The 25,369-nt window shown below is 71.4% G+C and carries 21 protein-coding genes and 2 pseudogenes; 7 read left to right on the top strand and 16 right to left on the bottom strand.

The window, feature by feature from the left end; all coding sequences use genetic code 11:
* Nucleotides 1–5 precede the first annotated feature (5 nt).
* The 5 genes from ABZS54_RS19555 to ABZS54_RS19535 all read right to left on the bottom strand — a co-directional run bounded on the left by ABZS54_RS19555 (nucleotide 6) and on the right by ABZS54_RS19535 (nucleotide 7,124).
* Complete coding sequence (locus tag ABZS54_RS19555; RefSeq protein WP_355537171.1) at nucleotides 6–2,090, bottom strand: FGLLP motif-containing membrane protein; 2,085 nt, start codon at nucleotides 2,088–2,090, stop codon at nucleotides 6–8.
* A gap of 271 nt (nucleotides 2,091–2,361) precedes the next feature.
* On the bottom strand, nucleotides 2,362–2,952 hold the full coding sequence (locus ABZS54_RS19550) for a TetR/AcrR family transcriptional regulator (protein ID WP_355537169.1): 591 nt from the start codon (nucleotides 2,950–2,952) through the stop codon (nucleotides 2,362–2,364).
* Between the two features lie 89 nt (nucleotides 2,953–3,041).
* A complete protein-coding gene (locus ABZS54_RS19545) occupies nucleotides 3,042–4,553 on the bottom strand; it encodes an MFS transporter (RefSeq protein WP_355537166.1) in 1,512 nt (503 codons plus the stop codon).
* A gap of 209 nt (nucleotides 4,554–4,762) precedes the next feature.
* A complete protein-coding gene (locus ABZS54_RS19540) occupies nucleotides 4,763–5,287 on the bottom strand; it encodes a hypothetical protein (protein WP_355537163.1) in 525 nt (174 codons plus the stop codon).
* Between the two features lie 187 nt (nucleotides 5,288–5,474).
* Complete coding sequence (locus ABZS54_RS19535; RefSeq protein WP_355537161.1) at nucleotides 5,475–7,124, bottom strand: alpha/beta hydrolase; 1,650 nt, start codon at nucleotides 7,122–7,124, stop codon at nucleotides 5,475–5,477.
* Between the two features lie 251 nt (nucleotides 7,125–7,375).
* Here ABZS54_RS19535 and ABZS54_RS19530 point away from each other — a divergent pair, with 251 nt between their 5' ends.
* Nucleotides 7,376–8,716 (top strand): diaminopimelate decarboxylase, encoded by a 1,341-nt coding sequence (locus tag ABZS54_RS19530; protein ID WP_355537158.1) that lies wholly within the window; start codon nucleotides 7,376–7,378, stop codon nucleotides 8,714–8,716.
* A gap of 463 nt (nucleotides 8,717–9,179) precedes the next feature.
* A complete protein-coding gene (locus ABZS54_RS19525) occupies nucleotides 9,180–10,601 on the top strand; it encodes a DUF2252 domain-containing protein (protein WP_355537155.1) in 1,422 nt (473 codons plus the stop codon).
* A gap of 128 nt (nucleotides 10,602–10,729) precedes the next feature.
* Here the strand turns inward: ABZS54_RS19525 and ABZS54_RS19520 are convergent, their stop codons facing one another.
* The 3 genes from ABZS54_RS19520 to ABZS54_RS19510 all read right to left on the bottom strand — a co-directional run bounded on the left by ABZS54_RS19520 (nucleotide 10,730) and on the right by ABZS54_RS19510 (nucleotide 15,483).
* On the bottom strand, nucleotides 10,730–13,273 hold the full coding sequence (locus ABZS54_RS19520; RefSeq protein WP_355537152.1) for an ABC transporter permease: 2,544 nt from the start codon (nucleotides 13,271–13,273) through the stop codon (nucleotides 10,730–10,732).
* Complete coding sequence (locus ABZS54_RS19515) at nucleotides 13,273–14,160, bottom strand: ABC transporter ATP-binding protein (protein WP_355537149.1); 888 nt, start codon at nucleotides 14,158–14,160, stop codon at nucleotides 13,273–13,275. Before ABZS54_RS19515 ends, ABZS54_RS19520 begins: the two co-directional genes overlap by 1 nt.
* Nucleotides 14,161–14,589: 429 nt before the next feature.
* The gene (locus ABZS54_RS19510; RefSeq protein WP_355537146.1) at nucleotides 14,590–15,483 is read right to left on the bottom strand and encodes an NAD(P)H-binding protein; all 894 of its coding nucleotides are present in this window, start codon (nucleotides 15,481–15,483) and stop codon (nucleotides 14,590–14,592) included.
* A gap of 294 nt (nucleotides 15,484–15,777) precedes the next feature.
* Here ABZS54_RS19510 and ABZS54_RS19505 point away from each other — a divergent pair, with 294 nt between their 5' ends.
* Nucleotides 15,778–16,638, top strand: coding sequence for a LysR family transcriptional regulator (locus ABZS54_RS19505; protein WP_355537143.1), 861 nt, complete (start codon nucleotides 15,778–15,780; stop codon nucleotides 16,636–16,638).
* Nucleotides 16,639–16,831: 193 nt separating this feature from the next.
* Here the strand turns inward: ABZS54_RS19505 and ABZS54_RS19500 are convergent, their stop codons facing one another.
* Nucleotides 16,832–17,527: an SDR family NAD(P)-dependent oxidoreductase gene (locus tag ABZS54_RS19500; RefSeq protein WP_355537140.1), complete on the bottom strand. Its 696-nt coding sequence runs from the start codon at nucleotides 17,525–17,527 to the stop codon at nucleotides 16,832–16,834.
* A 92-nt stretch (nucleotides 17,528–17,619) separates the two neighbouring features.
* On the opposite strand from ABZS54_RS19500, the gene ABZS54_RS19495 reads away from it, so the two are divergent.
* Nucleotides 17,620–18,219, top strand: a complete 600-nt coding sequence (locus ABZS54_RS19495; RefSeq protein WP_355537137.1) for a TetR/AcrR family transcriptional regulator — start codon at nucleotides 17,620–17,622, stop codon at nucleotides 18,217–18,219.
* Nucleotides 18,220–18,486: 267 nt separating this feature from the next.
* Nucleotides 18,487–19,335: a hypothetical protein gene (locus ABZS54_RS19490; protein ID WP_355537134.1), complete on the top strand. Its 849-nt coding sequence runs from the start codon at nucleotides 18,487–18,489 to the stop codon at nucleotides 19,333–19,335.
* Nucleotides 19,336–19,656: 321 nt separating this feature from the next.
* On the opposite strand, the gene ABZS54_RS19485 is transcribed toward ABZS54_RS19490, so the two are convergent.
* From ABZS54_RS19485 to ABZS54_RS19470, 4 genes and pseudogenes are all read right to left on the bottom strand, one after another.
* Nucleotides 19,657–20,271, bottom strand: a complete 615-nt coding sequence (locus tag ABZS54_RS19485) for a dihydrofolate reductase family protein (RefSeq protein WP_355537131.1) — start codon at nucleotides 20,269–20,271, stop codon at nucleotides 19,657–19,659.
* A gap of 195 nt (nucleotides 20,272–20,466) precedes the next feature.
* Nucleotides 20,467–21,000: a DUF1990 domain-containing protein gene (locus tag ABZS54_RS19480; RefSeq protein ID WP_355537128.1), complete on the bottom strand. Its 534-nt coding sequence runs from the start codon at nucleotides 20,998–21,000 to the stop codon at nucleotides 20,467–20,469.
* A gap of 58 nt (nucleotides 21,001–21,058) precedes the next feature.
* Nucleotides 21,059–21,592, bottom strand: coding sequence for a hypothetical protein (locus ABZS54_RS19475; RefSeq protein ID WP_355537125.1), 534 nt, complete (start codon nucleotides 21,590–21,592; stop codon nucleotides 21,059–21,061).
* A 152-nt stretch (nucleotides 21,593–21,744) separates the two neighbouring features.
* Nucleotides 21,745–21,837: pseudogene (locus ABZS54_RS19470) on the bottom strand (TetR/AcrR family transcriptional regulator); the annotation flags it as partial.
* On the opposite strand from ABZS54_RS19470, the pseudogene ABZS54_RS19465 reads away from it, so the two are divergent.
* Both ABZS54_RS19465 and ABZS54_RS19460 read left to right on the top strand, forming a co-directional pair.
* Nucleotides 21,838–21,972: pseudogene (locus tag ABZS54_RS19465) on the top strand (methyltransferase domain-containing protein); the annotation flags it as partial.
* A 465-nt stretch (nucleotides 21,973–22,437) separates the two neighbouring features.
* Nucleotides 22,438–23,022, top strand: a complete 585-nt coding sequence (locus ABZS54_RS19460; protein WP_355537123.1) for a flavin reductase family protein — start codon at nucleotides 22,438–22,440, stop codon at nucleotides 23,020–23,022.
* Between the two features lie 91 nt (nucleotides 23,023–23,113).
* Here the strand turns inward: ABZS54_RS19460 and ABZS54_RS19455 are convergent, their stop codons facing one another.
* From ABZS54_RS19455 to ABZS54_RS19445, 3 genes are all read right to left on the bottom strand, one after another.
* Nucleotides 23,114–23,347, bottom strand: a complete 234-nt coding sequence (locus tag ABZS54_RS19455; RefSeq protein ID WP_355537120.1) for a hypothetical protein — start codon at nucleotides 23,345–23,347, stop codon at nucleotides 23,114–23,116.
* Between the two features lie 107 nt (nucleotides 23,348–23,454).
* Nucleotides 23,455–24,270 carry a class I SAM-dependent methyltransferase gene (locus tag ABZS54_RS19450; RefSeq protein ID WP_355537117.1) on the bottom strand — a complete coding sequence of 272 codons (816 nt, stop codon included), beginning with the start codon at nucleotides 24,268–24,270 and terminating at the stop codon, nucleotides 23,455–23,457.
* Nucleotides 24,271–24,334: 64 nt separating this feature from the next.
* Nucleotides 24,335–25,300 carry an EamA family transporter gene (locus ABZS54_RS19445; RefSeq protein WP_355537114.1) on the bottom strand — a complete coding sequence of 322 codons (966 nt, stop codon included), beginning with the start codon at nucleotides 25,298–25,300 and terminating at the stop codon, nucleotides 24,335–24,337.
* Nucleotides 25,301–25,369: the final 69 nt, after the last annotated feature.

Here is a 25,369-nt window from a genome sequence, read left to right as displayed (position 1 = left end):
GCCACTCACGACGTCGGCGGAAGTGCCGGGCGGAATCGGAACACCGCCCAGAAGGTCAGCGACGCAGCCGCGAATCCGCCGAATATCCAGACCGAGCGCAGCCACATGTCGCCGGTTCCCCCGGCGGTGGCTCCGGTTGGGTCCAGCAGCGTCAGCACGAACAGGAAGGTCGTGAACGCGTACAGCACCGCCCAGCCGGCCCGGTTCCACACCCACACCCGGTGACCGTCGAGGTAGCGGATCGGGAGCAACCCGAAGAAGAGCGTCATCACCGCCGCGATATACGTCTGGGTCAGCACGTTCTCCGCGAACGCCCAGCCGGCGGACGGGTCCTGGCCCGCGGAGTGGTGAACCGGGATGCGCCAGATCCAGGCCAGCATGCCGAGCCCGGCCAGCGCGGTCGCGCCGAGCAGCGTGGCCCGGCCCTCCTCGCGGTCCGGGAGCGTACGCAGTCCGGCGTGGGTGAAGGCCAGGCACAGGCCGTACACGTAACCCGGCGTCAGTTCCGCAGCGCGCGAGGCGACCCCGAGCGCGACCGCGACCGCGAGGCCGCCGGGAATCAGCTGCGGAAAGGCCCGGACCCGGGAGATCCGCCGCCGGTACGCCTCGGCCGTCCCCGTGTACGCGAGCACCGTCGCGGGCACCGCGACCACCAGCGCCAGCGCGAGCAGGCCCGTGGGCACGTCGAGCGCGACCCCCGGTTCGACGGCCGCGGCGAACAGCGCCGACAGCACGACGAACACCACGACCTGCAGGCGTGGGGCACGCGGCATCGAGCGTGGCCGCGCCGCACCCGGACGCAACCGTCGGCGGATCCGCGCCCGGTTCTCCTCCAACGTGCGGTTGAACAACTCGCCGGCGAAACCCACCAGCGGCAGCGACGCCGCCGTCACGGCACCGGCCGCGATCACCGGGGCCGGTTCGCGCAACAGATCGGTGACGGCCGGGACCGCGGCCGTGGACGCGGCGCGGTAGCGAGCCGAGGTCCGGGGCGCGAGCGCGTCACCGCTCACCGCGGCGAGGGTCAGCGCAAGCGGCACCACGCCGTCGATGGCGTCGCCCGCGCAGGTGACGGTCGGCGTTCGCATGTCCCCGGCGTCCGCGGGCAGGGTCAGGTCGGCGTCGACGCGCCCGTCGGCGGCCACCGGCAGGCGTCCCAAAATCCGCCCGGCCGCCGTGACGACCAACTCGGGTCGCTCGCTCGCCAACGCCGAGCCGCACGCGGTGAAGCCCGTGCCGCGAACCCGCACGCGCTCGCCGGGGCCCGCGCGGGCGGGCGTCGCCGTCAGCACGGGAGAGGGCGTGTCGAACACCGCGCTCAGGACCGCTCCGGCATCGGGCACCCGATCGCCGGGAACGACCACATCGGTCGCGGCGCATCTGACCGACACCGGGCGCGGGCCACGCTGCGGTCCCTGGGGCACCGTCGTGACGATCGCCTGACTCCCGGAATCAGGCCCCGCCTCGAAGAACGCCATCGGATCATCGCCCCACAGGACCACGACGTTGTTGGTCGGATTCGCGCCGCCGCACCGGATGTCGGTCCACACCGTCAACCGGGACCCCGGCGGCCCCGATTCGGGGCGCAGCACCACCCGCTTGCTCGCCAGATCCGCCGGCGGGCTCGCCGCGTCCGGGTTCGGCGGCTCGACGAACGTGTGCGACACATAGTCGATCTTGAACAGCCCCAGCGCCATCGACTTGTGCAGACCGTCGGCTCCCGGATCCGCGCATTCGGTATGGATCGACTCCGGTCCGCCCGTGCCCTCCCGGGCCAGCCGGTACCGCAACGTGAACGCGTAGCCGTCGTCGGCGCGTACCCAAAGATCGGCCACGATCAACTCGGCCAGCAGGTTGGTGGCGCCGACCGCGAAGTCGACTCGGACGTTGATCAGATCGCGCGGACACCCGCTGTGTGCGCTGCCCCGAATCGTCATCACGTCACCGACCCGCACCGTGTGCGGAGACACCACCACGGACGGTTTGTCGGGCCCCGGCGCGGCCCGGGCACTGTCACCGGCCGCCGGCCACACGCCGGCAACCATGCTCAACACCACGACCAATATCACCCGCGACACCCACGCCCGCACGAACACACCCCCACAACCGGTTCCCCCGACCCACTTCGCGCGCTCCCGCGCACCACGCGCCAGGATCGCATCGGACACCGGCACGTGGGCCCGAAAACCCGACATCGCCTTCGCCCTGCACGTGCCCCCGCCCGCCGCCACACCCGAGCGCTGCGGACCGACCGGGACTTCCTCCGTCAAGGCCCGAACGGCGCGCCGTCCGGCCCGGATCGCCGCGGCGGGCCGGGCGCGTCCTGTGGCCGGGTGGGCGTCGCCGAGCGGGTGCGCATCCTCACCGGGGTGCGGACAGGGCCGAGCGCAGGGTCGTGGCGATGGTGTCGCCGGCCGTGGCGCGGTCGAGGCGGCCCGCGTCGACCTCGTCCGCCGCGGTGTGGATCACGCCGTAGTAGGTCGCGGTCAGCCACGCGGCCGGCAGGTCGGTCCGGATCGCGCCTTCGCTCCGGCCACGCGCGACGAGTTCGTCGACCCTGGTCAGGACCCGGGCGTGGTGTCGGCGCAGGCTCGCCTCGCCCAGCGCCTTCAGGGCTGCCCTGCGCAGGCCGCGGGTGCGGTCCAGCACCTGCCAGCCCTCACGGGCGAGCCGGACCAGCGCCTCGTCGGCCGGTCCGACGGTGACCTCGGCGTCGTCGAGGAGCACCTCGACTTCGCCCAGGACCTGCCCGATCACCGCCTCCAGGAGCACGTCCCGGGAGCCGAAGTGCCCGTACAGGGTCACCCGTCCGACCCCGGCGACCCGCGCGATGTCGGTCATCGTGGCCTCGGGATCACGCGCGAAGGCGCCGAGCGCGGCGGCAAGGATGGCGGCGATGTTGCGTTCGGCGTCGGCCCGTCGCCGTACGCCCGGTGGTGATGTCGCACCCATGGTGGTCAACCCTACTGTCGGAAATGGCCGCGCCGACCGTGGCGGCGCGGCGGCCTCGGCAGCCGCGCCGGCCGTCCCGGTCGCGGTGGTCAGTGCACGTGCCGTGGGCCGTCGGACGCCGGTGGCCTGCCCGCCGGCACGAGTACGGACGCCACGAGCGCCGCGACCACGGCCGCGCCCGCGCAGGCGAGGAACGCGTCGGTGTACCCGTCGACCCCACCGCCGTCGACCCCACCCGCCAGGCTGGATGCCGCGATCGCCGACACCAGGGCCACGCCGAGCGCGCCGCCGAGTTCGTGGAAGGTGTTCACCACACCCGAGGTGACGCCCGCCTCGTGGTGGCGCACATGGGACATGGCCGTGGTGGTCGCCGCGACGAAGGCGGGGCCCAGGCCCGCTGCGGCGAGGGCCAATCCGGGGACCACGTCGGACATGCCGCCGCCGTGCTCGGGCAGCCGGCTCAGCCACAACGCGCCCGCCGCGGCGATCACCAGGCCGGCCGCGCCCACCGCCCGGGCACCGATGCGGCCGACCAGCAGGCCCCCGACATGCGCCCCGGCGGTCACCGCGACGGCGACCGGCAGGAAGGCCCATCCGGTCCGCAACGAGCCGAAGCCCAGGGTGTGTTGCATATAGAGCGAGCCGAGGAAGAACAACGGGATCAGCAGTCCGCTCGCCACCAGCATCACGAACGCGCCGGAGATCACCGGCCTGCGGGTCAACAGGGCCAGGGGAACCAGAGGATCGACGATCCTGCGCTCGACGAGTACGAAAAGCGCGTAGCCGACCACGGCGACGGCCGCCGACGACAACGTCCACGGCGACGCCCAGCCGACGTCGCCCGCACGGGTCACGCCCAGGATCAACGCCGCGGTGGCCGCCGTGGCCGCGAGTGCTCCCGGCAGGTCCGGGCGGGCGGGCGAGGCGGTGCGCGGCCCGCCCGGGATCACCGACACGGCCGGCACCAGTACGGCCACGCCGATGGGCACGTTGGCGAAGAAGATCCACTCCCATCCCGGGCCGGCGGTCAACAGCCCGCCGACCAGGACGCCGGCCGCCGCCCCGGTGCCGCCGATCGCCGCCCACACGCCGAGTGCGCGGTTGCGCTCGGGGCCGGGGAAGGTGACCGTCACGAGCGCGAGCGCGGCCGGCGACAACAGCGCCGCCGCGGCGCCCTGCGCAACGCGGGCGGCCAGCAATACCGCGCCGTTCGGGGCGAACCCCGCGGCCAGCGACGCGGCGGTGAAGACGGCCAGCCCGAGCAGGAATCCGGTCCGCCGGCCCAGCATGTCCGCGATCCGCCCGCCCAGGATCATCAGGCCGCCGAACGCGAGCGCGTAGGCGGTGACCACCCAGGTCAGGGATTCTCGGCCCAGGTCCAGGTCCGCGCCGATGCTCGGCAGCGCGACGTTCACCACCGTGACGTCCAGGATCAGCATGAACTGCGCGAGGCACACCAGCGTCAGGACGAACCACCGCCGGGGCGCCGGCGGGTCCTGCGCCCCGGCGTGCGCATGCCCGTGCCCGCCGGCGGCGGCACGCGGGTCGTGCGGGTCGTGCACGTCATGTGCGCCGGGTGTGGATCGACCGTCGTGGGACATCGTTTCGCTCCTCGAAGTGCCGGCCCGAGCGGGCGGGCCGACGACCGGGTCCGGTCGCCGACGACCGCTCGACATCTCGTACAGCTGTGTTCGAGTAAGCAAATCGCACGCATTCAAGCCGTACAACCGTGTTCGAGTTAGTTCACCGAGCCTCGTCCCCAGACTCCTCCCGTCGCCCGAACCCCCAACGCGCCGGACCGACCGCCACCTCAGTCGTCGGCTGCGACGAGCAGAATGAGTACGGCTGCCGGGCGGTCGATCAGAACCAGTTCGTGGTAATCGATGTGGATGGGGCCGTAGTCGTGGAGCGCGTCCTCGGGGAGCGGTCCCAACACGTATCGGGCGGTCGCCGTGCGGATCGGGGTGTGGATCTCCTGCCGCAGGCGTGCTTCGAGCAGTTCGGGGACGTCGCCGCGCGCGCCCGCCCACGAGCGGATGATCTCGACCGCGGTCGCCTCGTCGACGGGCCGGTAGGTGTCGGGGCCGATGCGATCGAGCCACCATTGGCCGTGCCGAGGCCAGTCCTGAACACCCGCTCCGTCGTACGTATCCCGGAAGCAAGGGTGCGCGATCAAGGCCGCCAACACGCTTGTGTCGTCGTCGGGCGCATCGGCCGGCAGTCGGAAGCGCTTGGTGTGGACCCAGCGGTATCCGTGGGAGCCGTCGCCGAAGTCGAAATCGCGGAAGTTGATGAAGGGACTGTCCAGGTGGACGAGGGTGGGCGCCGCTTCCATGCCGATCAGCGTAGAGCCCGCCGCATCGGCGCAGGCGTCACGCCGGGGAGTTCGGGTACGGGGCGGGCCGGGCGCCGAGTCGCTCCGTCGACTGTTCCCGGGGGCCGGGGGACGCCGAACCGGCCGTGACCAAAGGCGCTTCGGTCACGGCCGGTTCGGTGGGAGTGGGAGTGGGTGACTCCGGCGGCTACTTGCCGTCGGTGCACTGCGTGCCGGCGGCCGGCAGTTTGCCCTCGACGATGTAGGCGGCCACCGCCGCGTCGACGCACTTGCTGCGGCCGAACGCGCCGTGGCCTTCGCCCTTGAGGGTCAGCAGGCTCGCGTGCGCGAGGTCCTTGGCCAGCTTCTCGGACGCGGCGTACGGCGTGGCCGGGTCACCGGTCGTGCCCACCACCAGGATGGGCGCGGCCCCCTCGGCCCGGATCACGTGCGGCTTCTCGGGAGTCTTGTACGGCCAGAACTCGCAGCCGGGGCCCTCGATGTCCGATGCGACGGTGTCCTTCGAGAACAGCGGAGCGTCCGCCTTGAGCTTCGCCAGGACCTGCTCGATCCGCTCCGGAGAGGGCGCGGGAGCGGCCCCGTCGGCACAGCGGATCGCCGAGCGCGAGTCCGCGCTGTTGTCGTAGTGCCCCTTCTCGTCCCGGCCCATGTAGTTGTCGGCGTAGAACAACAGGGCGCTGCCGTCCTTGTTGTTCATGGCCAGGGTGAGTGCCTCGCGCAGATACTTCCACGCGGTTTCCTTGTCGCCGTACAGCAGGCTGTTGGTGCCCGACCAACCGAGGCGGGAGGTCAGCTTGCGGCCGTCGTAGGCGGTGCGTAGCGGCTGGTCCTGCAACTTGTCGAGGAAGTTCGCGCCGATCTCGGCGGCCTTGTTCGGATCGCCGCCCAGCGGACAGCCCGCCCGGGCCACGCAGTCGGCCGCGAACGCCCGGAACGAACGCTCGAAGCCGATGGTCTGGTCGATGCTCGCGTCGAGCTTGTCGGCCGCCGGGTTCACCACCGCGTCCAGGACGAGCCGGCCCGCGCGGTCGGGGAACTCCTCCGCGTACAGCGACCCGAGGAAGGTTCCGTAGGAGACGCCGAGGTAGTTGAGCTTGTCGTCACCGACCGCGCCGCGCAGGACGTCCATGTCCCGAGCCGCGTTGCGGGTGCCCACGAACGGCAACAGGTCGCCGGACCTGTCCTGGCACGCGGCGGAGAACTCCTTGCTGCTCCGCTCGCCGTCCGCCTTGCGCTCGACCGGATCGCGCGGCGAGTCCCGCGCGTTGCGCTCGTCGCGCGCCTTGTCGTCGAAGCAGCGCACGGGAGCGCTGTCGGCCACCCCACGCGGGTCGAAGCCGAGGATGTCGTAGCGGTCGTGCAGGGGGCCGTCGAACTCGCCGAACGCGTACTTGACGAAATCCTGGCCGGAGCCACCGGGTCCGCCCGGGTTCAGCACGAGCGAACCGATCCTCTGATCCGGCTTGGCAGCCGGGTGTTGCATGACGGCGATGTCCAGCGACTTGCCGTCCGGGGCGGTGTAATCCAGGGGCACCTTGAAGGTCGCACACCGGAATTCGCTTTCATCCTTCTTTTTCGTCTTCGGGTCGTCTTTGCACGCCTTCCACGAAATTTTCTGTTCGTAGAAGGAACGCAGCGCGGGGTCCGCCGCCCCCTTGGGCTTCGGCGGTGCCGGCGGTGGGGTGACCACGGCCGTCACCTGGGTGGGGACCGGCTTGGCACCGGCGGCGTTGGACGCGGCACCGCCGGAGCCCCCGGTACACCCGGCGGCCAACAACAAGGCCATGGCTGCGGGTATGGAACGGCGGAAGGACGCCGCCTGGAAAGGAGTGATCACGCGCCAAGGAATATCACTCGCCGATCCGGCGTCGCACTCCGATATCCCATCAGCGGGAAAACCGATGCCCCGCACGGGCGATCCACTCGCCGCACCGTCTGATCGGCGCGGGATCCGGGTCCATCGTCGCCGGCACCGAGAACAGGTGCTCCCTTCGTCCGTCGCGACAAAGACCCGCGCGCCGAGCAGGGCAAAGCTGTCCCTGTGGTGCAAGCGTGGTGGCGACCGAACGACGAGGGGATCTGGTGCACGTGACTTCCCATACGGCTCGCCGACGGCGGGCGGCTCGGGACGCGGCGGTGGCGGCAGCCGTACGCGAAGGGCTGCTCGGTCCGACGACCCCGCTGGTCGGGCTCCTGGATGTGGACGGGGTGCTCGCCTCCGTCGCCGAGCTGCACGCGGCCTTCGAACACGCCCCGGTGCAGCACGCGTTCGCCGCCAAGGCATGCTCCCTCGCCCCGGTCATGCGGCTCATGGCGCAGGCCGGAATGGGCTGTGAGGTCGCCTCGCCCGGTGAGCTGAGGCTGGCGCTGGCGACCGGCTTCACGCCGGACCGGATCGTGTACGACGGGCCCGTCAAGACCGTCGCGGATCTCGAGTCGGCCCTCGATCACGGCGTCGCCCTCAACGTGGACAACTTTCAGGAACTCGCGCGCGTCGACGCGCTGCTCGGCGGGCGACCGCCCACCGCCCCGATCGGGATCCGGGTGAACCCACAGGTCGGCGCCGGTCGCGTCGACGCCACGAGCACCGCCACCGCGACCTCGAAGTTCGGCGTGCCGCTACGCGACGAAGGAGCGACCGACGCGGTCGTTGCGGCGTTCGCCCGCCACCCGTGGCTCACCCGCGTACACGCGCATGTCGGCTCACTGGGCTGTCCGTTGCCGCTGCTGGCCGACGGGATCGCGGCGGCCCACGCCCTCGCGGAGCACATCAACGCCGCCCTGGGCCGGCGCCGGGTCACCAGCCTGGACATCGGTGGCGGCCTCCCGGTCGACTTCGCCGACGACAACGACACCCCGGCCTTCACCGACTACGTCACCGAGCTGCGCCGAGCCGTACCGAACCTCTTCGACGGCCGCTACGGCCTGGTCACCGAGTTCGGCCGCTCGATCTTCGCCAAGAGCGGCACCATCGCGACGGTCGTCGAGTACACCAAGACCATGGGCGGCCGCCGCATCGCCGTCACGCACGCGGGCGGACAGATCCTCAATCGCGCGATGTCGATGCCCCAGGCATGGCCGATCCGCATCGGCGCCTTCGATGCCGAGGGCCGACCCAGGACCGGACCGACCGAACCCCACGACGTCGCGGGCCCGCTCTGCTTCTCCGGCGACACGACCGCGGTCGACCGCGAACTACCCGCCCTGGAACCGGGCGACATCCTGGCCATGTACGACACCGGCGCCTACTCGCTGTCCACCCACTTCTCCTACAACTCCCTCCCGCGCCCGGCCGTCTACGGCTACCGCACCACACCCGCCGGCGCCGTCACCTTCGCCCTCGTCCGCACGGCGCAGACGATCGACGAGGTCATCACCGACAGCGGCGGCGCCCACACCGACGCCCTGACCACCCTCGTACACCCGTAGCACCGCCGACCCGTTTCGAAGCGCGATGCAACCCACGGCTCTCCCAGGCTCGAAACCCGTTTCCGCGCCCGCCGGAGCCGAGGCCGGGCCGACGCAGCACCATGGTCGCTCTCGAAAACCGACCGGTCTCGGAAACGGCGAACCCCCGTGCGACGTCCTTCGCCGACCGCCCCGGTGAGGTGGAGAGGTTTTCGGCACTGAGCGTGGAGCCGACGAAAGCCGCGTGCGCACGTGCGTGCGGCGGGGCCGGCGGTCGTCACTCGTTGGAGGTACCCGACTCGCCGGAAGCGGCGGGCTCGGGTCTCCTGAGGGGTGGACGGTATGTCGTCCTCGATCCCGGTGCCGGATTCCGTGCCCGGGTCGGTGCGGCCGGAAGCCGTGCTGCCGCCGTGGTGACGGGCCGGGGCGCAGCGGCGGTCCGGCCGGCCGGTGGGTTTGTCGATGCGGGTCCGGAGGGCATGTGATGACGCCGAAGGCGGGTACCAACGCGCGCGATACGTCGTGGCTGTCGCCGCGGGAGCGGGCCGATCGCGGAAGGGCGGCGCGGGCGAAGGCGGCGCGGTCCAGTCATGGCGAGTACGCGCCGGCTCGGGGGCGGCCTGATCCGGTGGATGTGATCGAGGCGCAGTCGGCGTCGCGGGTGCCGGAGTTGGTGCCGATTCGCTATGGGCGCATGTCGGAGTCGCCGTTTCGGTTCTACCGGGGTGCCGCCGCGATCATGGCCGGTGATCTCGCGGGTACGCCGGCTTCGGGGCTTCGGGCGCAGTTGTGCGGTGACGCGCACATGTTGAATTTCCGGCTGTTGGCCTCGCCCGAGCGGCTTCTGCTTTTCGATCTCAACGACTTCGACGAGACGCTGCCCGGTCCGTGGGAGTGGGATGTGAAGCGGTTGGCCGCGAGCCTGGTCATCGCGGGGAGGGAGAACGGCTACTCGGACCGGGAGCGCGCGGACGTGGTCGGCACGACGGTGCGGTCCTATCGGGAGCGGATGCGCCGGTTCGCCGGGATGCGCAATCTCGACGTGTGGTACGCCAAGGCCGATGCGGACCTGCTCCAGGCGTTGGCGTCGGGGCGGTTGCACAAGCGTGGGCGCAAGCAGATGTCCCGGGCGCTGGCCAAGGCGCGTACCCGGGACAGCCTCCAGGCGTTCGGCAAGCTCACCCACGAAGTCGACGGCCGGCCTCGGATCGTCTCCTCGCCGCCGCTGATCACTCCGGTGTCCGAGCTCCTCCCCGACGGAGAGCACAATGCGTTGCAGGAGCGGCTCGACACCCTGTTCGACCGGTATCGGGGCACGCTGCGGTCGGACCTTCGTCATCTGCTCGGTCGCTACACCGCGGTGGACATGGCCCGCAAGGTGGTTGGGGTCGGCAGTGTCGGTACCCGCTGCTGGATCATTCTGTTGCTGGGGCGGGACGGCCGGGATCCGTTGTTCCTCCAAGCCAAGGAGGCCGACACGTCGGTGTTGGCGGCGCATGCGGGCGCGAGCGAGTACCCGACGCAGGGGGAGCGGGTGGTCGCCGGTCAGCGTCTGATGCAGGCCGCGGGCGACATGCTTTTGGGCTGGGAGCGCCTGGATGGCATCGATGGCCGGGAACGAGACTTCTACGTGCGCCAGTTGCGTGATTGGAAGGGCATCGCAGAGCCTTCGCTGATGGTTCCGCGGGGCATGCGCGCGTTCGGCGAGCTGTGCGGCGCGACGCTGGCCCGCGCGCACGCCAGGTCCGGGGATCGAATCGCGATCGCCGCCTATCTGGGTAGCGGTGATGCGTTCGACCGGGCGCTGACGAGCTTCGCGGAGGCATACGCCGACCAGAACGAGCGCGACCACGCGGCCCTGCTGGCGGCGGTGAAGTCGGGACGGGTAACCGCCGAGGACGCGTAACGGCCATGCCCGACCCGAGCGCGGCCTGGCAGCAGGTCGGCGGTCGGTTCGGGAGTCGAGGTGCCGCTGCCCTCCGGCGCCCCGTGGGGGTGCAGAGGGCGGCGGCCGGGCTCGGTGGGTGGCGGCGGCTATTCCTTCGCCCCGACCGCGTCGATCGGTTCGATGCGCAGGAGGCGTCGGGTGACCGGGGCGACCGAGAGGGGAGCCAGGAGCAGTGCGGCGGCGCTGATTTCGAGGAGCAGCGGGATCGGGATGTACGGGGTGCTCTCGCCGAAGGCGCCCTTGCCGAACGGGACGAGGGTGATCATCGCGATGGTCAGGCCGAGGACGAGGCCGATGACGCCGACCAGGACGGCCTCGCCGCGCATCACGCCGCGCACCTGGGCGTGGGTGCTGCCGATCATGCGCATGAGGCCGAGTTCGCGGCGTCGGGCGACGGTGGACACGATCATGGTGTTGACCGCGGCGATGGTGGCGAAGCCGGCCAGGATGATGAGCATCACCTGGTTGACCCACTTGTTGGTTTCCCGGGCCTGGTCGCGTTCGGCGGCGTATCCGGCGCGATCGGAGACCGTGACGGCGGGGTGTTGCCCGGTGACCTTGGTGAGTGCGGCGTCCACGGCGGCGGGGTCGGCCCCGTCGGCGAAGCGTACGAGCAGGCGGCCGTCCATGGCGGCGTCGACGTGGTGTTCCACGGTGGCGCGCGGGAGGGTGACCACGGCGGTGCCCAGGCCGCGATCGTAGGTGGCCACGAGCATCGGCTTGATCCTGGTGCCGTCGCCGAGGCGCATCTCGATGGGCTTGCCGACGCGTGCCTTGACCGCGTCGGCGGTGAGCCGATCCATGGCGACCGCGCCGCCGGGGGGCTGCGCCGCGCCGGGGCGCAGGGCTTCGATGCCGCCCTTGCGGATGCCGAGATCGAGGACCTTGGCGAGGTCGCTGTCGGTGCCGCCGACGGCCTGGGTGGGGTACTTCTCGAGCGCGTCGGAGGTGGACATGACCACGCTGGTGGTCAGGATCGAGGTGACCGCGTCGACCCCGGGTATGCGGGCGACGTCGCCGGCGGCGCGGGCGGGGAATCCGGGGCCGGTGACCACGCGGTCGGCGGTCAGGGCGGCCTTGGACTGCTTTTCGCCGTAGTGGTCCTGGGCGGCGAACATGAACATCAGCGTGGTGGCGAAGGCGACGGTGAGGGTGATCGGGGTGATCGCGGAGGCGAGTCGGCGCGAGTTGGTGCGGGCGTTGTCGAACGCGAGTCGTCCGGGGGCGCCGAACAGCCGCAGGACGACCCCGGTGAGTCGGACGAACAGGTGCGCGACGAGTGGGCCGAGCAGTCCGATGCCCAGCATGAAGAGCATGATCACGCCGCTGGCCGCCGCGATGGCCTGGTCACCGCTGACCTTCATGGCGAGGCCGGAGACAACGCCTGCGCCGGCGACGGCGACGATGCCCAGGACGAGGCGGAACCAGCCCACACGGGCCCGCTCGATGCCGGCTTCGCCCAGTGCCTCGGTGGGCTTGGTGCGAGCACTGGCTCGGGCGGCCAGGAGTCCGGCAAGGACTGCGGAGAGGATGCCGGCGCCGATTGCGGCGAGCATCGGGATCGGGCCGATCGAGAGGGTCACGCCGTTCTCGACCATGCCGCGGTCGATCATCTCGTCGAACCACACCCGGGCGAGCAGTGTCCCGGGCAGCAGCCCGATCAGACCGGCGACCAGGGCCACACATCCGGCCTCGGTGGCGATCATCCGGCGGATCTGCCAGGGCGTGGCGCCCACGGCGCGCAGGAGGGCGAAGTCGCGTCGGCGCTGCGCCACGGACAGCGAGGTGGCGCCGGCGACGACGAAGATGGAGACCATCGCGACGACGCCGCCGAAGGATCCGCCGAGCCCGGTGAGCATGACCTTGGTGTCGCCCAGGCCGGGGTGGTCGACCTCGCCGCGCCCGTCGCCGGTGCGAACCCTGACGTCGGCGTCCGCGAGAACCTTGCGCAGGTCGCCGGCGACCTTGCCGGTGGAGGTGCCGTCGGCGAGGAGTACGCCGAATGCGGTCACCTTGCCGGGATTGCCGGCGAGTTTGGTTGCCTCGGCGTCGGCGACGTACACATGAGCGCCCCGGCCCGGGACCACCGCCGCGACCTTGAGGGTTGTCTCCCCCGAGGGGGTGGTCACGCGCAGCGTGCCGCCGGGGGCGATGCCGTTGCCGGCGCGGGCGGCGGCATCGGTGGTCAGGACCGCCTCGCCGACCCGCGGGGTCGTGCCGCCCTGGGCGGTGCCGGCCAGGCGGGCGGCGGACCAGGGATGGGCGTCGAGGACGGCGGTGAAGGTCTGCGCGGGGAAGGTGAGGTCGGGCAGGACGGTGGCGACGCCGGGTACGGCGGCGATGCGCGAGGCGAGCCCGGCGTCGATGCGGGAGCGCTCGGGCAGGGCGACGGAGACCTCCTCCTTGTCCTCGCCGCTGCCGAAGGTCTTGTGCACGCTGTTCTGGCCGGCGACGACGATCGGGGTGTCCGTGTAGCGGCCGGGCGGCACGTGCGCGCGCAGGCCGCTTTCCAGGAAGATCCCGCACATCGTCACCAGCGTCGCGGCGAACAGCAGGGCGATGAAGGAGCCGGCGAAGGAGGCGGGCCGAAACCGCACGGAGGTACGGGCGAGTCCGTTGGTACGCACCATCAGGCGGCCCGTCCCTGCGCTCGGGCCGGCTGCGACAGGGCGACCATGCGGGCCGCGACCGCTTCGGGGGTGGGCGCGTGCAAGTGGCCGGCGAGGTGGCCGGCGGCGAGGAAGACGACGCGGTCGGCATAGGCGGCGGCGACCGGGTCGTGGGTGACCATGACGATGGTGGCGCCGCTGTCGTCGACGGCCCGGCGCAGCAGCGAGAGCACATCGCCGGCGGTGGTGGTGTCCAGTGCCCCGGTGGGCTCGTCGGCGAACAGCACGTCGGGTCGGGTGACCAGGGCGCGGGCGATCGCGACACGTTGTTGCTGGCCGCCGGAGAGTTGGGAGGGGCGGCGGTTGGCGTGCTCGTGCAGGCCGACCATGGCCAATACCTCGGCGGCGCGGCGGCGGTCGGCGCGTTCGCCGGCCAGGCGCAGCGGGAGCAGGACGTTCTTCTCGACGGTGAGCGAGGGCAGCAGGTTGAACGCCTGGAAGACGAAGCCCAGGCGGGTTCGGCGCAGCCGGGTGAGTTGATTCTCGTTCATCGCGGTGAGGTCGTCGTTGCCGAGCAGCACGCGGCCCGAGCCGGGCTTGTCGAGTCCGGCGGCGCAGTGCAGGAAGGTGCTCTTGCCGGAGCCGGAGGGGCCCATGACGGCGGTGAAGGTGCCCTTGGGGATCTGCAGGTCGATGCCGCGCAGGGCGTGGACCGTCTCCGCGCCGCTCCCGTAGGTCTTGACGACCCCTTCGAGCCGCACGGCGGGCGCGCCGGCGGCCGCGGGCGCCGAGTGGGTCGGGTGCGCGGGGTGCGGTGAGAGGTGGTGCGGTCCGGGCTGGTCCGGGCGCGGGAACGCGGCGGGCTCCGTCTCGGCCCGTCGGTCGCCTCGTTTGCCTCGCCCGAACATGGTGCCTCCCGTAGAGATTTCGACCGTCGAGAAATTCGGCGACCACGACGCCTTGGAATCTGCGGCGACGGATGTCCGTGCCGACCCGGGCGTGGGGCGATCCCGCACTCCGGCGGCGCGCGGGGCGCCGGTGGCTCGTCGTGGGTCGGCCGCGCCGAAGTGGCGCGGCCGAGAGGCCGAATTCGGGGGACTCGATCGGTACTGCGAACCGCCCCCGTGCCTTGTGATCACAACTCTGCCAGGGCATTCGGGGCCGTCCGTCGTGCGGCGGGACGAGAATTCCACGCGGGGCCGGTACGGAGGTACCGGTACCCGAGCCGACATCACGCGGGGACGCATCCCGGCCACGGGACCGGGCCGGGATGCGTCCCGCGGCCGGAAGCGGGGGGTGACTCCCATGCCGCCGACGGGCGTGGCGGGCCGGGGCGGCTATGCCCGGACGGCCGGCTTGAGGACGTCGTGGCACCAGCGGCGGAAGTCGGTGGGTGCGGATTCGGGCGTACTGGGCGCGTCGATGCCGTAGCAGCCCTGGTCGTCGAGGGCCTGGACCATGTCGGCGAGTCCCTGGGCCCACGCCTCGCTCGCGCCGTGCCGCATTGCCGTCGCCTTGTAGTCCGCGGTACCGGTCTGCCGGACGCGGATCGTCCGCTCCAGCACCTCGGAGGCCACCTGCGCCATGCCCTCCGGGGAGAGATCGTCGGGTCCGACCACCGGGACGTCCTCCTGGCCGGTCCAGGTGTCGTCGAGCAGCAGCCGGGCCGCGGTGCCGGCGATGTCGCCGGAGGTGCAGGTGCGCAGGACGCGGTCCCGGGTCAGGGCCAGGAAGAACATGCCCGCGTCGCGGATCGATTCGACCTGACCGAGCAGGTTCTCCATCAGGAACGGTGCGCACAACGCCCGGTAGTGCACACCGGTGGCCTCGATCGCCTCGTCCATGGCGAGCGATGCCGATATCTGCCCGGCGTTCTCGGCCACGCCGCGGCCCAGCGTGGAGACGGCGACGACCCGCCGGACGCGCCCGTGTGCGATCTGCTCGCACAGCGGCGCGGTGAAGGCGCGGAAGTGGCCCTCCACGCTGTCGGCCCCCTGAGTCGGAGGCACCAGCCAGAACACGCTGTCCGCGTCCGCGCACGCCTTCGTCAGCACGGCGGGGTCGGCGTGCGATCCCTCGACGATTTCGACGTGTTGGCGTACCCGCGGGGACAGGCGGGCGGGGTCGCGGGCGATCACTCGGATTCCCGCGGTGGTGCGGTCGGGGGCATCGAGCAGACGGTCGAGGACCTGTCGGCCGATCTGCCCGGTCGGGGTGGTGACGACGATCATGAACAACTCCGAGGGAGGAAAAGAAGGGGAAGGGATGCCTCGCGGAATGCTTCAAAGGAAGTGGAAGCCTCGCGGGATGTCGTCGAGCCTGCCGCGTGCGGCGCCGGAACTGAAGGATCGTCCCGCTCCTGCTTGTTACCCTCAGGGCAATGCCGTGGTCGGTACGGAGCGCGCGTCACCGAGCGCGACACCGAGGCACTGCCGAAGGGCAAGACCCGAGGGCACGCAGGCAGCCCCGGACACCCGACGACATCCGTTGATATCCGACGACATCACCGAACGAAGGGCCCGAGCATGGAATCCCGTCCGCTGCGCTACTTCGTCGCCGTCGCCGAGGAACTCAACTTCGCGCGCGCCGCCGAGCGACTGGGTATCTCCGCACCGCCGTTGTCCCGCGCGATCCGCCGCCTGGAGACCGAACTGGGCGTCATCCTCTTCGAACGAACCACCCACAACGTGACGTTGACCCCGGCCGGAACGGTGCTCCTCGCGGAGGCGCGGATCGCCCTGGACGCCCTGCGGGCCGCCGGACGCCGGACCCAGCGCGCCGCCGGCCCGGAGCCGAAACTGGTCCTGGCCGTCAAGGCCGACGGCGATGCGGGACTCCTCGAACCGATCCTGGACCGCTACGCCCGCGAGCCCGGCGCCGTACCGGTCGCCGTCCGACTGTGCGGATGGCACGAACAACCACGGCTCCTGCGCTGCGGCGAGGCCGATGTGGCCCTGGTTCACGAGCCGTTCGACCACACCGGCCTGGACGCCGAGACGCTGGCCGCCGAACCGCGCGTGGTCGCCCTCGCCGCCGGCCACCCGCTCGCCGACCGCGACCACCTCACCCTCGCCGACCTCGGCCTGCACGCCGGCGACCTGCACCGCTTCCTCGACGAGATCCGCCAGGAGACGCGTGACCTGGCTCAACTCCTCGCCCTGGTCGGCCTGGGCCGCGTCGCTCCCCTGCTCCCCGCCTCCGTCGCCAGCCGATACCCGCGCTCGGGCGTCGTCTACCGCCCGGTCCTGGACGCCCCACCCGTAATCCTCGCCATCGCCTGGCCCCAACAATCGCGCTCCACGGCCACGGCCGCCCTCATCCGCACCGCCACCGCCACGGCCGCCGCCACCCACGACCACCCAGCGGATCAGGGTCGGAATTTGTAGCCGATGTGGTTGCGAAGACGGATGGAAGACGGATGATTGCGAAATCCTCGATCGTCGCGTTCGAGCCGAAGCCCCGGAAGACCTGGTCGGCTTCGGCTGCGGAGATTTCGTACTCCTGGATCGGTCACCCGCAACCACCCTCGCCCGTCGGCCCCTTGGTACAGGAGCGGTCCCGGCGCTCAGGCTTGGAGCTCTACCACGGGACGGTCTCGCCGTGGCGGTCCAGGAACTGCAGGCCGGGGGCGCCGGCCTGCGCTTCGAGGACGTCGACGACGGCCGGGATGCTCTCCCGGGGGGCCAGTGGCGCGTCGAATCCGCCGAGCCGAGTGCGATTGTGGCCGGGGTCGATGAGCAACTTGGTGTGTCCGTCGTCGGCATTGCGGGTGGTGTAACTGCGCATCAGCTGGTTGAGCGCGGCCTTGCTGGCCTTGTAGAGCTCGTAGCCGTCCTCGGTGTTGCGCGAGATGCTGCCCTGGTCGGAGGACATGACCGCGACGGTTCCGCCGGGCGCGACGAGTCCGCGAAGGGCCTCGACGGCACGCAGCGGGCTCAACACGTTGGTGATCATCACCTCGGTGAACATGTCGGTCGGGACCTCGTCGATGGGCAGATTGCCGCGGTCGATCGCCGCGTTGACGAAGAGCAGATCGAGTCGACGACCTTCCAGGCGCTCACGCAGAGCGGACAACTCCACGGGGCTTGTCATCTCCAACGATTCGATCTCCAGCCGTCCGTTCCAGGCATCGGCATTCGCTTGCAGCTCGCTGCTTTCCCGGCGCGTCGTGGCGATGACTTGCCAGCCGCGTCGGGCGAGTTCGTCGGCGAGCACGAGACCCAATCCTCGAGAGGCTCCGATGACCAGGGCTCGGCGGTTGGACGTGGCGGACACATGCACTCCTCGGTGGTGGGAAGACAATCAATCTAGACGAGTCGTTGCGTCTAGACTAACCACGAAAGCCGCCGGCGGGTATCGTGTTTCGCATGTCCGTCACGAGTTCTCAGCCCCGCCGGCCGCACTCCGGCAGTCGGCGCGACGAGGCCGCACGTCTGGCCGTGCTTCATGCCGCGGACGATCTGCTCGTCGAGCACGGCTTCGGCGCCCTCACCGTCGAGGCGATCGCGCGCCGTGCCGGCGTCGCCAAGCAGACGATCTACCGCTGGTGGCCCTCGAAGGTCGAGATCCTCCTGGACACGCTCATCGAAGACAGCGACAAACGCCTCCCCGTCCCGACGGAGAAGCCCACGGCGGAGAGCATCCGCGTCTACCTGCGCCGCTTCGCGCGATTCCTCACCCGCGACCCCGCCGGCAAGGTCCTGCTCGCGCTCATCGCCGAGGCGCAGCACGATCCCGAAACGGCCAAGAGCTTTCACAAGCGCTATCTCGGCCCACGCCGTGACCAGGAACGCGAAATGCTCGCGCGGGCAATCGAGGCCGGCGAGATCTCGCCCGGACTCGGCCCCGACCCCACGATCGACGCTCTCGTCGGTCCGATCGTCTATTGCGCCCTGACCGGTTCGAGCATCCCCCGCGGCCTGGTGAACACCCTCGTCGAGGACCTCCTCAGGCCCCGCTCGGATTGAGTGTCCGCTCCGGGCGTACCGAGACGGGTCGGCGCTGCGTCGGCGCGGGTCGCTCTCGGACGCCGGCGACGTCGCGGTCCGGATCCTGATCGGGCGCTTCGGTTGGCATACTGCATAGAGCATTTCGGGCTTCGACAACCGGGGGACGTCGTGGACGAGCCGCTTTCCGTCGTACCGGAGCAGGCCGAGCGTCGGGGGACGGCGTGGTCGCTTGCGGACTGCGAACAACTGGTCGAGGGGGTCCGCGAGGGAGGCTCCGCCGAAGAATTGGCCGGGCGGCTCGGCAGGTCGGTGGCGGCCGTCCGGGCCCAGGCGCAGCGATTGGCTCCGCCCGGCGTCCGCATCGAGCGCGGCGAGGCGCTGGAGTGGCTTGCAGCGCGCCTGGCCGAGGATGAAAGCTACGACTGGCGCCCGGCCTTCGAAGGCAATCGGCGCATGAATCGCGCTCTCGCTCGCCACCGGGTCGCCAAGGCAGGCGCGTTACCTACCCCGGGCGTGGCCGGTGGCGGCAAGGAGCCTGGCGTCGGGGGTACTTCGGGTAACGACGCACGTCGCGAAGGCGGCGACGCATCCGGCCCGCGCCTGCTGCGGCCGGCCACCACGGAGCAACTGGACGAGGTCGTCCGGGACTGGCAGTACACGACCGGCCACGTCCTCGACGACGAACGACGTACGGTGTTCCTGCGTCGATCCGAGGTGACGGCGCTCGCGCACGTCGATCCCGCGTCCCGCGCCGCGGCCGCCTTACGGCTGTGGTCCGGGCTGCGTCGTCTGCTGGTTGCGGAGTGGCTCTTGGAGATCCTCTGTCCCGGTGTGGTGGTCGGCCCCGCGCCCGACACAGACCAGGATCGGCCGAGCCCGCGCGAACCCGACGATCTTTCGCGTGACTCCTCGACGCAGTCGAAGCCGGCGACGCCACGGCCGATAGGCGCCGAAGTGTTGCCCTCTCCCGAGGAGATCGAAGCGGCACGCACTCCTGCCGGTGGCTGGACGCGCAAGCAATTGGCCGAGTGGGGGGTTCCGTGGCCGGCGCCGAAGGGGTGGAAGAAACACCTCGCGGATCGATGGCGCGCCGCTCGTGCCACTCCCGAGGGTCGGCGGCGTGTCGGGGGCTGACCACTCGTCCCGGTCGCGGCGACGGCCGGCGCGGGCGGCGGGCCGGCGACACTCGCCGCACCGTCGCCGGCCGACTCGCACGGGACGCCTGCATCGACGCGTCGCGGCAGTGGTTCCGAGCCAACCGGCGTAGGTGGCAGCGGGATTCGCGCTTCGATGGCGTCGTGAGGACACCGCCCGGCCGACCGCCGGGTCGACCCTGCGGACCATGTACCGGGTTCGGCCCGGCCCGAGTTGCCAACCGGACATCGCGGCATCGGGGCGCCGCCGACGACGGGCATCCGGGAGTGCGGATCCCGCAGGGCGGACTGCCCGGGCGTGCTACTGCGCGGGGCGGGCGATGTGCGCCTTGGCGTCGGTGTAGGTGGCGCCGGCGGGCGACTCGGTCGGGGCGTAGACGAGGTGGAGCACGCCGGTCTGGAACGCCTCGGACGAGAGCAACCGCAGCGGGATCGAGGTCTCGCCCTCGTCGAACAGCCGCATGCCCGAGCGCATGGCGATCGGGTGAACCAGCAGATGCAGCTCGTCCACGAGGGCGGCGGCCAGCAACCGGCGGACGACCGAGATCGAGCCGCTCACCGTGATGTCCGCGCCCGGCCCGCTCTTCAGGGCAGCGACGGCCTCCACCAGGTCGCCGTCGAGTTGCTCGGAGTTGCGCCACGTGAACGCGAGCTTCTGCCGCGACACGACGATCTTGCGTACGTCGCCGAGTGCCTTGGCGAAGCCCGCGTCCTCGCCGCCGGCCGCCTCGCGCTCCGGCCATGCCCCGGCGAAGCTGTCGTAGGTCTTACGGCCGAGCAGCACGGTGTCGGCCGTGTCGAACAGCGCGCCGACGGCTGCGCCCATCTCGTCGTTGAAGTACGGGAAGTGCCACTGGTCGGGCGCCTCCACGACCCCGTCGAGGGAGATGAACAGGCCGGCGGTGATCTTCCTCATGACGCTCTCCAGGTCGATGTCGCGGTGGGTACCCCGTGGTGTGTGAACCCCGTCATCGAATCAGACGCCGGCGACGGCCCGAACTCATCGCTGACCCGACGATTCGAAGGCACAACCACGCACAAGGGCGTACCCGCGACCCGTGCCACCGCGGAGGCGCTGGGCGGCCCACCGCCCGAGGCGTGTCGGTGGCCGTCATGCGTTTCGGGGTCGCGTCGTGTCGGCGAGCCGGCAGGCCGCGGCAAGGTAGCGGGTGGTCACGCGGTGCTGGATCGCGCGGGCGGCGGGGCCGCCCAGGTACGACCACCACGCGCCGGGACGGCTGAAGGCGCGGACGGTGAACCACACGACGTCGTCGGGTTCGCGGTCGACCAGGAACGCCTCCTCACCCGACTCGGGGTGCCCACGCAGCGTGCCGTACGCGAAGCCGGCCCGATCCGATTCGTCGAACACGCCGACCACCCGACACGGCGCGCCGAGGCGGACCGGGCCCAGCCGCAGCGTCGACGTCACCTCGGCCCCCTCCACGACACGGCTCGCATCGGCCCGCACGTCGAGCCCCGCCCCGCGCAACACCTCCCATGCCAGCACACCGTCCGCGACCCGCCGGAACACCTCGGCCCCCTCGCCGACCCGAACGCGACGCTCGACGTGGTGGTATCCGGGCGGCATCGGCGCGGCGACACGCAACGTCGCGCCGACCTCGGGGTAGGTCAGGGGTCCGGGCATACGTGCCATTGTCCTCCCTCGCCCCACCCACACCGACGCGCCGCCCCTGGCCGGGGGCTCACCGTCTCGTCGCCAGGTGGGTGAGCAGGTATTCCGCCGTGCGTGGGGCGGTGGCCCGAGGGGCTCCCACTGCGGTCAGGGCGGCGCTGAGGCGTGTCGGTGCCTGCGTCGGCACCTCCGGGTCGGCGAGGAGAGGAAGGACGAGCAGGAGGCGGGCGGCGGGATCCCGGACACCGTCGGCCGCGGGTGCGGGGTTGTCGGCGATGCGGACGAGTTCGGGCCACGTGAGCCCGGTACCCGTGAAGTCTCCGTCCCAGCAGGCGATCCGGTGTGCGTGGCTCCGGCCCGGATGGGTGAGGAGGTAGTCGGTGCCGTAGTCGCCGACCATGTTGCGGTAGATCACCACGGCACCGGGGCCGGCCGCGGCGGGTATCCGAAACACCGGCCAACGGTCGGCATCGAGGAGGAGCTCCGACAGGGCATCGGTATCGGCGCCGTCGTCGCCGAACCACTCCGGAGCGGGATACACGCCACCCGATCCGATACCGCCGAACCCCAGAAGGTGGTTCGCCCAGAAGCCAGGGCGAGCCAAGAACGATTCCCCCGCCACCAACGGGCCTGGCTCGTATCCCTTGATGTGCACCCCGTAACCTTCGCATGGGCCACCGACACGGCTCGATCCGGTGATCGGTGTGCGGGTTCGGGCGGTTGCGGGACTGGGCTGGTTTGTCGGGTCCCGGTGGGAGGTGGGGTGCCCGTTCGATCGGCGAAGAGCATGTGTCCGGTGCCGATCAGGGTGGGTGCGAGGGTGTCGACGTCGGCGTCGGCTGTGATGCGGACGCGGTCGTCGCCGGCCAGGCCTGGCACTGGATCGACCCGGTCGCGGGGACGGCCAAGGCCGCCCGAGTGCTGCGCCCGGGAGGCATGTTGGCGCTGTTCCGGAACGTATTCGGCTTTCCGCCCGACGTGGCCAACTAGGCGCGCAGAGCCGGGAGTTCGCAGAGCTCGAACGGCTCCGTCCACCCCCGTCGACAGGCGCGCCGCATCGCGGACCCTCGTGTCCGCGCCCGATCGGCGCGCGACACCGGCCGAATCCACCATCGCAGACACGAAGTCCGGGCCCTCGGAGCGTGGTTGCCCCGAACCACCGCCGGGCGTGGCATACACGCGCATCCGTCGCGCGCGGCAGCAGGCTCGGGCGAGGTCTCCGTGCCGGCCGTGGGTGTGGCCGTGCACGGGCCGCGCAACGCGGTCGACGAGGTCCTCAAGGGGAGGTGCATCCGTAGCGGGTCGCGGCGCGGGCCGTAGCGGCACGTACGCGCTTCCCGTGCGTCCGTGTTCGTGCGGTGGGCGGAGCGTATACGTGAGGGAGCGTAGGAGCGGTGGTGGCGGGCAGTAACCCCTCGGGTCGCGACGGGCGGAACGAGGAGGGTGGGCATGGTGGACAACTCGCGGAGCGGTCGCACGGAGCCGGCGGGTCCCGGTCCCCGTACCGATTCCGACTCCGGTCTCGATCCCGGTGACCGCGCCGATTTCGACGCCTTCGTGGCGGCGCTCGACTACCCGATGTTCATCGTCACGGCGGCCCGACCGGACACCGGCGAGCGCTCCGGCTGCCTGGTCGGCTTCGCCACCCAGTGCAGCATCGAACCGCCTCGATTCCTGGTCTGCGTCTCCACCCTCAACCACACCCACGGCGTCGCCACCGCCGCACCCGTACTCGCGGTGCACGCGCCGGATTCGCGTCAACACCCGCTCGCGGCCCTGTTCGGTGAGGAAACCGGCGACCGGATGGACAAGTTCGCGCACTGCGCGTGGACCGAGGGCCCCGCAGGCGTCCCGCTGCTGACCGACTGCCCCCGGCGCTTCGTGGGTCGGGTCGTGGACGCGGTCGACCTCGGCGACCACACCGCTATCGTCCTCGCGCCGATCGAGGTCCCGGAGCATTCGGACCCGACCCGGACCGACCTGCTGACCTACGCCGATGTCCAAGACCTCGCCCCGGGCCATCCGGAGCGCTGACCCGCCCGGCGGAAGGAGCTGCGGCAACGGCCGCGGACAGGGCGAAGAGACGGCCTGGACGTGCTACCCGGCCGTTCGGCGACCCGGGGCGTCACGGCAGGAAGCCCACGACTCCGCGGCCCGGGTGCGCGCGGGCTTCGCTGAGCCATCCGCCGATCTCCTCGACCGCCTCGCGCACCTCGCCGTCCAAGGCGGCGAGTTGCTCCTCGGCCGCGGCCTCGTACCGCGCGAATGCGACGGCGCAGGCATCCGGCGGCTGGACGCCGTGACCGCGCCGATCGGTGTACGGCAGCGGCGACGGCAGCCCGTGGCCGAACTCGGACACCGTGACGGCTTCGATCCCGAGGGACTTCAGGGCCTCGTCCGCACAGCTCGCCGTTGCCGCTCGGACCAGGTCCGGGTCCGAGCGGCCGAGTATGCCGGCCGTTTCGGCTACGCCTTCGTCGCCCGCAGAGAGTAGATCAGCGGCACACGCGGTTGGTCCGCTGGGAAGCGGTAGATGCCGTCGTTCCGTTCCAGGATCGGGAAGCGGGCGAAGAGTGAGAAGTCGTGTTCGTGCAGGAACTCCAGGCGCAGGCCGGCGGCCGTCAGGGCGCTGACCACGTCGCCGATGCCGTGTTGCCACTCGAACGTGACGTTCGCGGAGGTCGGCGCGGCCATGTCGGCATAGGTGCCCGGCTCGTCCCACATCAGCGCGTCGCGGCGAAAGTAGTCCAGCTCGACGGTGCGGCCGTCTTCGGCCAGGACGTCGGCGAACGGGTGGAACTCGGCCAGGTAGAGGAAGCCGCCCGGTGCGACCAGGTCCGCCACGGTACGGGCCCAGCGGTCGACGTCCGGGAGCCAGCACAGCGCACCCAGTCCGGTGTAGACGATGTCGAAGGTCCGGCCTTCGAGGGTGTCGACCGCGTCGTAGACGTCGGAGGCGACGAACCGGGCCGTGTCGACCCCGATCCGCGCGGCGAGGTCGCCCGCGGCGGCCACGGCCGGCTCGGAGAAGTCGAGGCCGGTGACGACGGCTCCGCGGCGGGCCCACGACAGGGTGTCCAGGCCGATGTGGCACTGGAGATGGAGCAGTGTGCGGCCGGCGACATCACCCACCTCGGCGAGTTCGAAGTCGCGCAGCGCGTCCTTGCCGGCGACGAAACCGGCGACGTCGTAGAACTCGCTCGCGGTGTGGATCGGAACGCGCTCGTCCCAGTTGGCCCGGTTGGCCACGCGCCAGTTTGTCGAGGCGGGGATCTTCGTCATGACCGGCCACGCTAATCGGCCGTCCCACGGCTCTCAACCGATATACCGCCGGGCCGGCCGCGGCCTACCTGGCCGGCTCCACCCTCGGCGGCTCCTCGGCCGGCTTCGGGAACTCGGCCGCCGCCGTGCCGGCCTCCTCGGCAGCGGTGGACCGGGAGGTCGGCGCGGGCGAGCGGGCATCGCGGGAGCGGGTGGCGACGATCAGGGCCACCGAGGCGACGATGATCGCTCCACCGAGGTAGACGTTCAGGCCCACCGACTCGCCCGCGATCGCGGCGCCGAGCAGCACCGCGATGACCGGGTTGACGTACGCGTAGGTCGCCACCGTGTCGTTGGGCAGCACGCTGTTGACGTACATGTACGCGCTGAACGCGACGATCGAACCCGCGAACACGAGCCAGGTCAGGCCGAGCCACGAGGCGGTCGAGATGTCGGCCACGTGCAGTCGGCCGAACTCGCCGCGCAGCGCGGCCAGGACGAGCAGGGCCACGCCCGCGGTGATCATCTCCAGCGAGGCGACCACGAGCGGATGCCTGGGCATCGGCGCGGTCCGCGCGTACACCGAGCCGGCCGCCCACAGCACGCACGCGATCAGGACCATCACCGTGCCGCCCGCGTGCACGTCGCCGCCCGGGCCACCGACCAGGACTCCGATGCCGATGGTGCCCAGGAGTAGAGCGAGCAGGACCGGGCCCGACACACGCGTCCTGGTCACCAGCGCGTTGATCAGCACCATCCACACCGGCACCGTGGCCACGATCAGCGCGGCGAAGCCCGAATCGAGGTGTTGTTCGCCCAGGCTCACCAGGCCGTTGCCGCCGACCAGGAGCAGACCGCCGATGATCGCCGCCGAGCGCAGGTGCGGCCAGGTCGGTCGCTGCGTGCCGCGCGCGTGCCGGGGCCCGACGACCGCGAACATCAGCAGTCCCGCGATCAGGAATCTGGCGCCGGCCGCGAGCAGCGGCGGGATCGTCTCGATCGTGTACCGGATGCCCAGATACGTCGAACCCCACAGTATCCAGACGGTCACGAGCGCGACCCAGGGCAACAGTCGATCCCTCATTAGAGGAGACAAGGTGATCCCCATACCTCAGTAAGT

It is taken from the genome of Embleya sp. NPDC005575 (assembly GCF_040605455.1).
Lineage (GTDB): Bacteria > Actinomycetota > Actinomycetes > Streptomycetales > Streptomycetaceae > Embleya.
The sequence above is the reverse complement of the archived record's forward strand: the minus strand, read 5'-3'. Positions and strand labels throughout refer to the sequence as shown.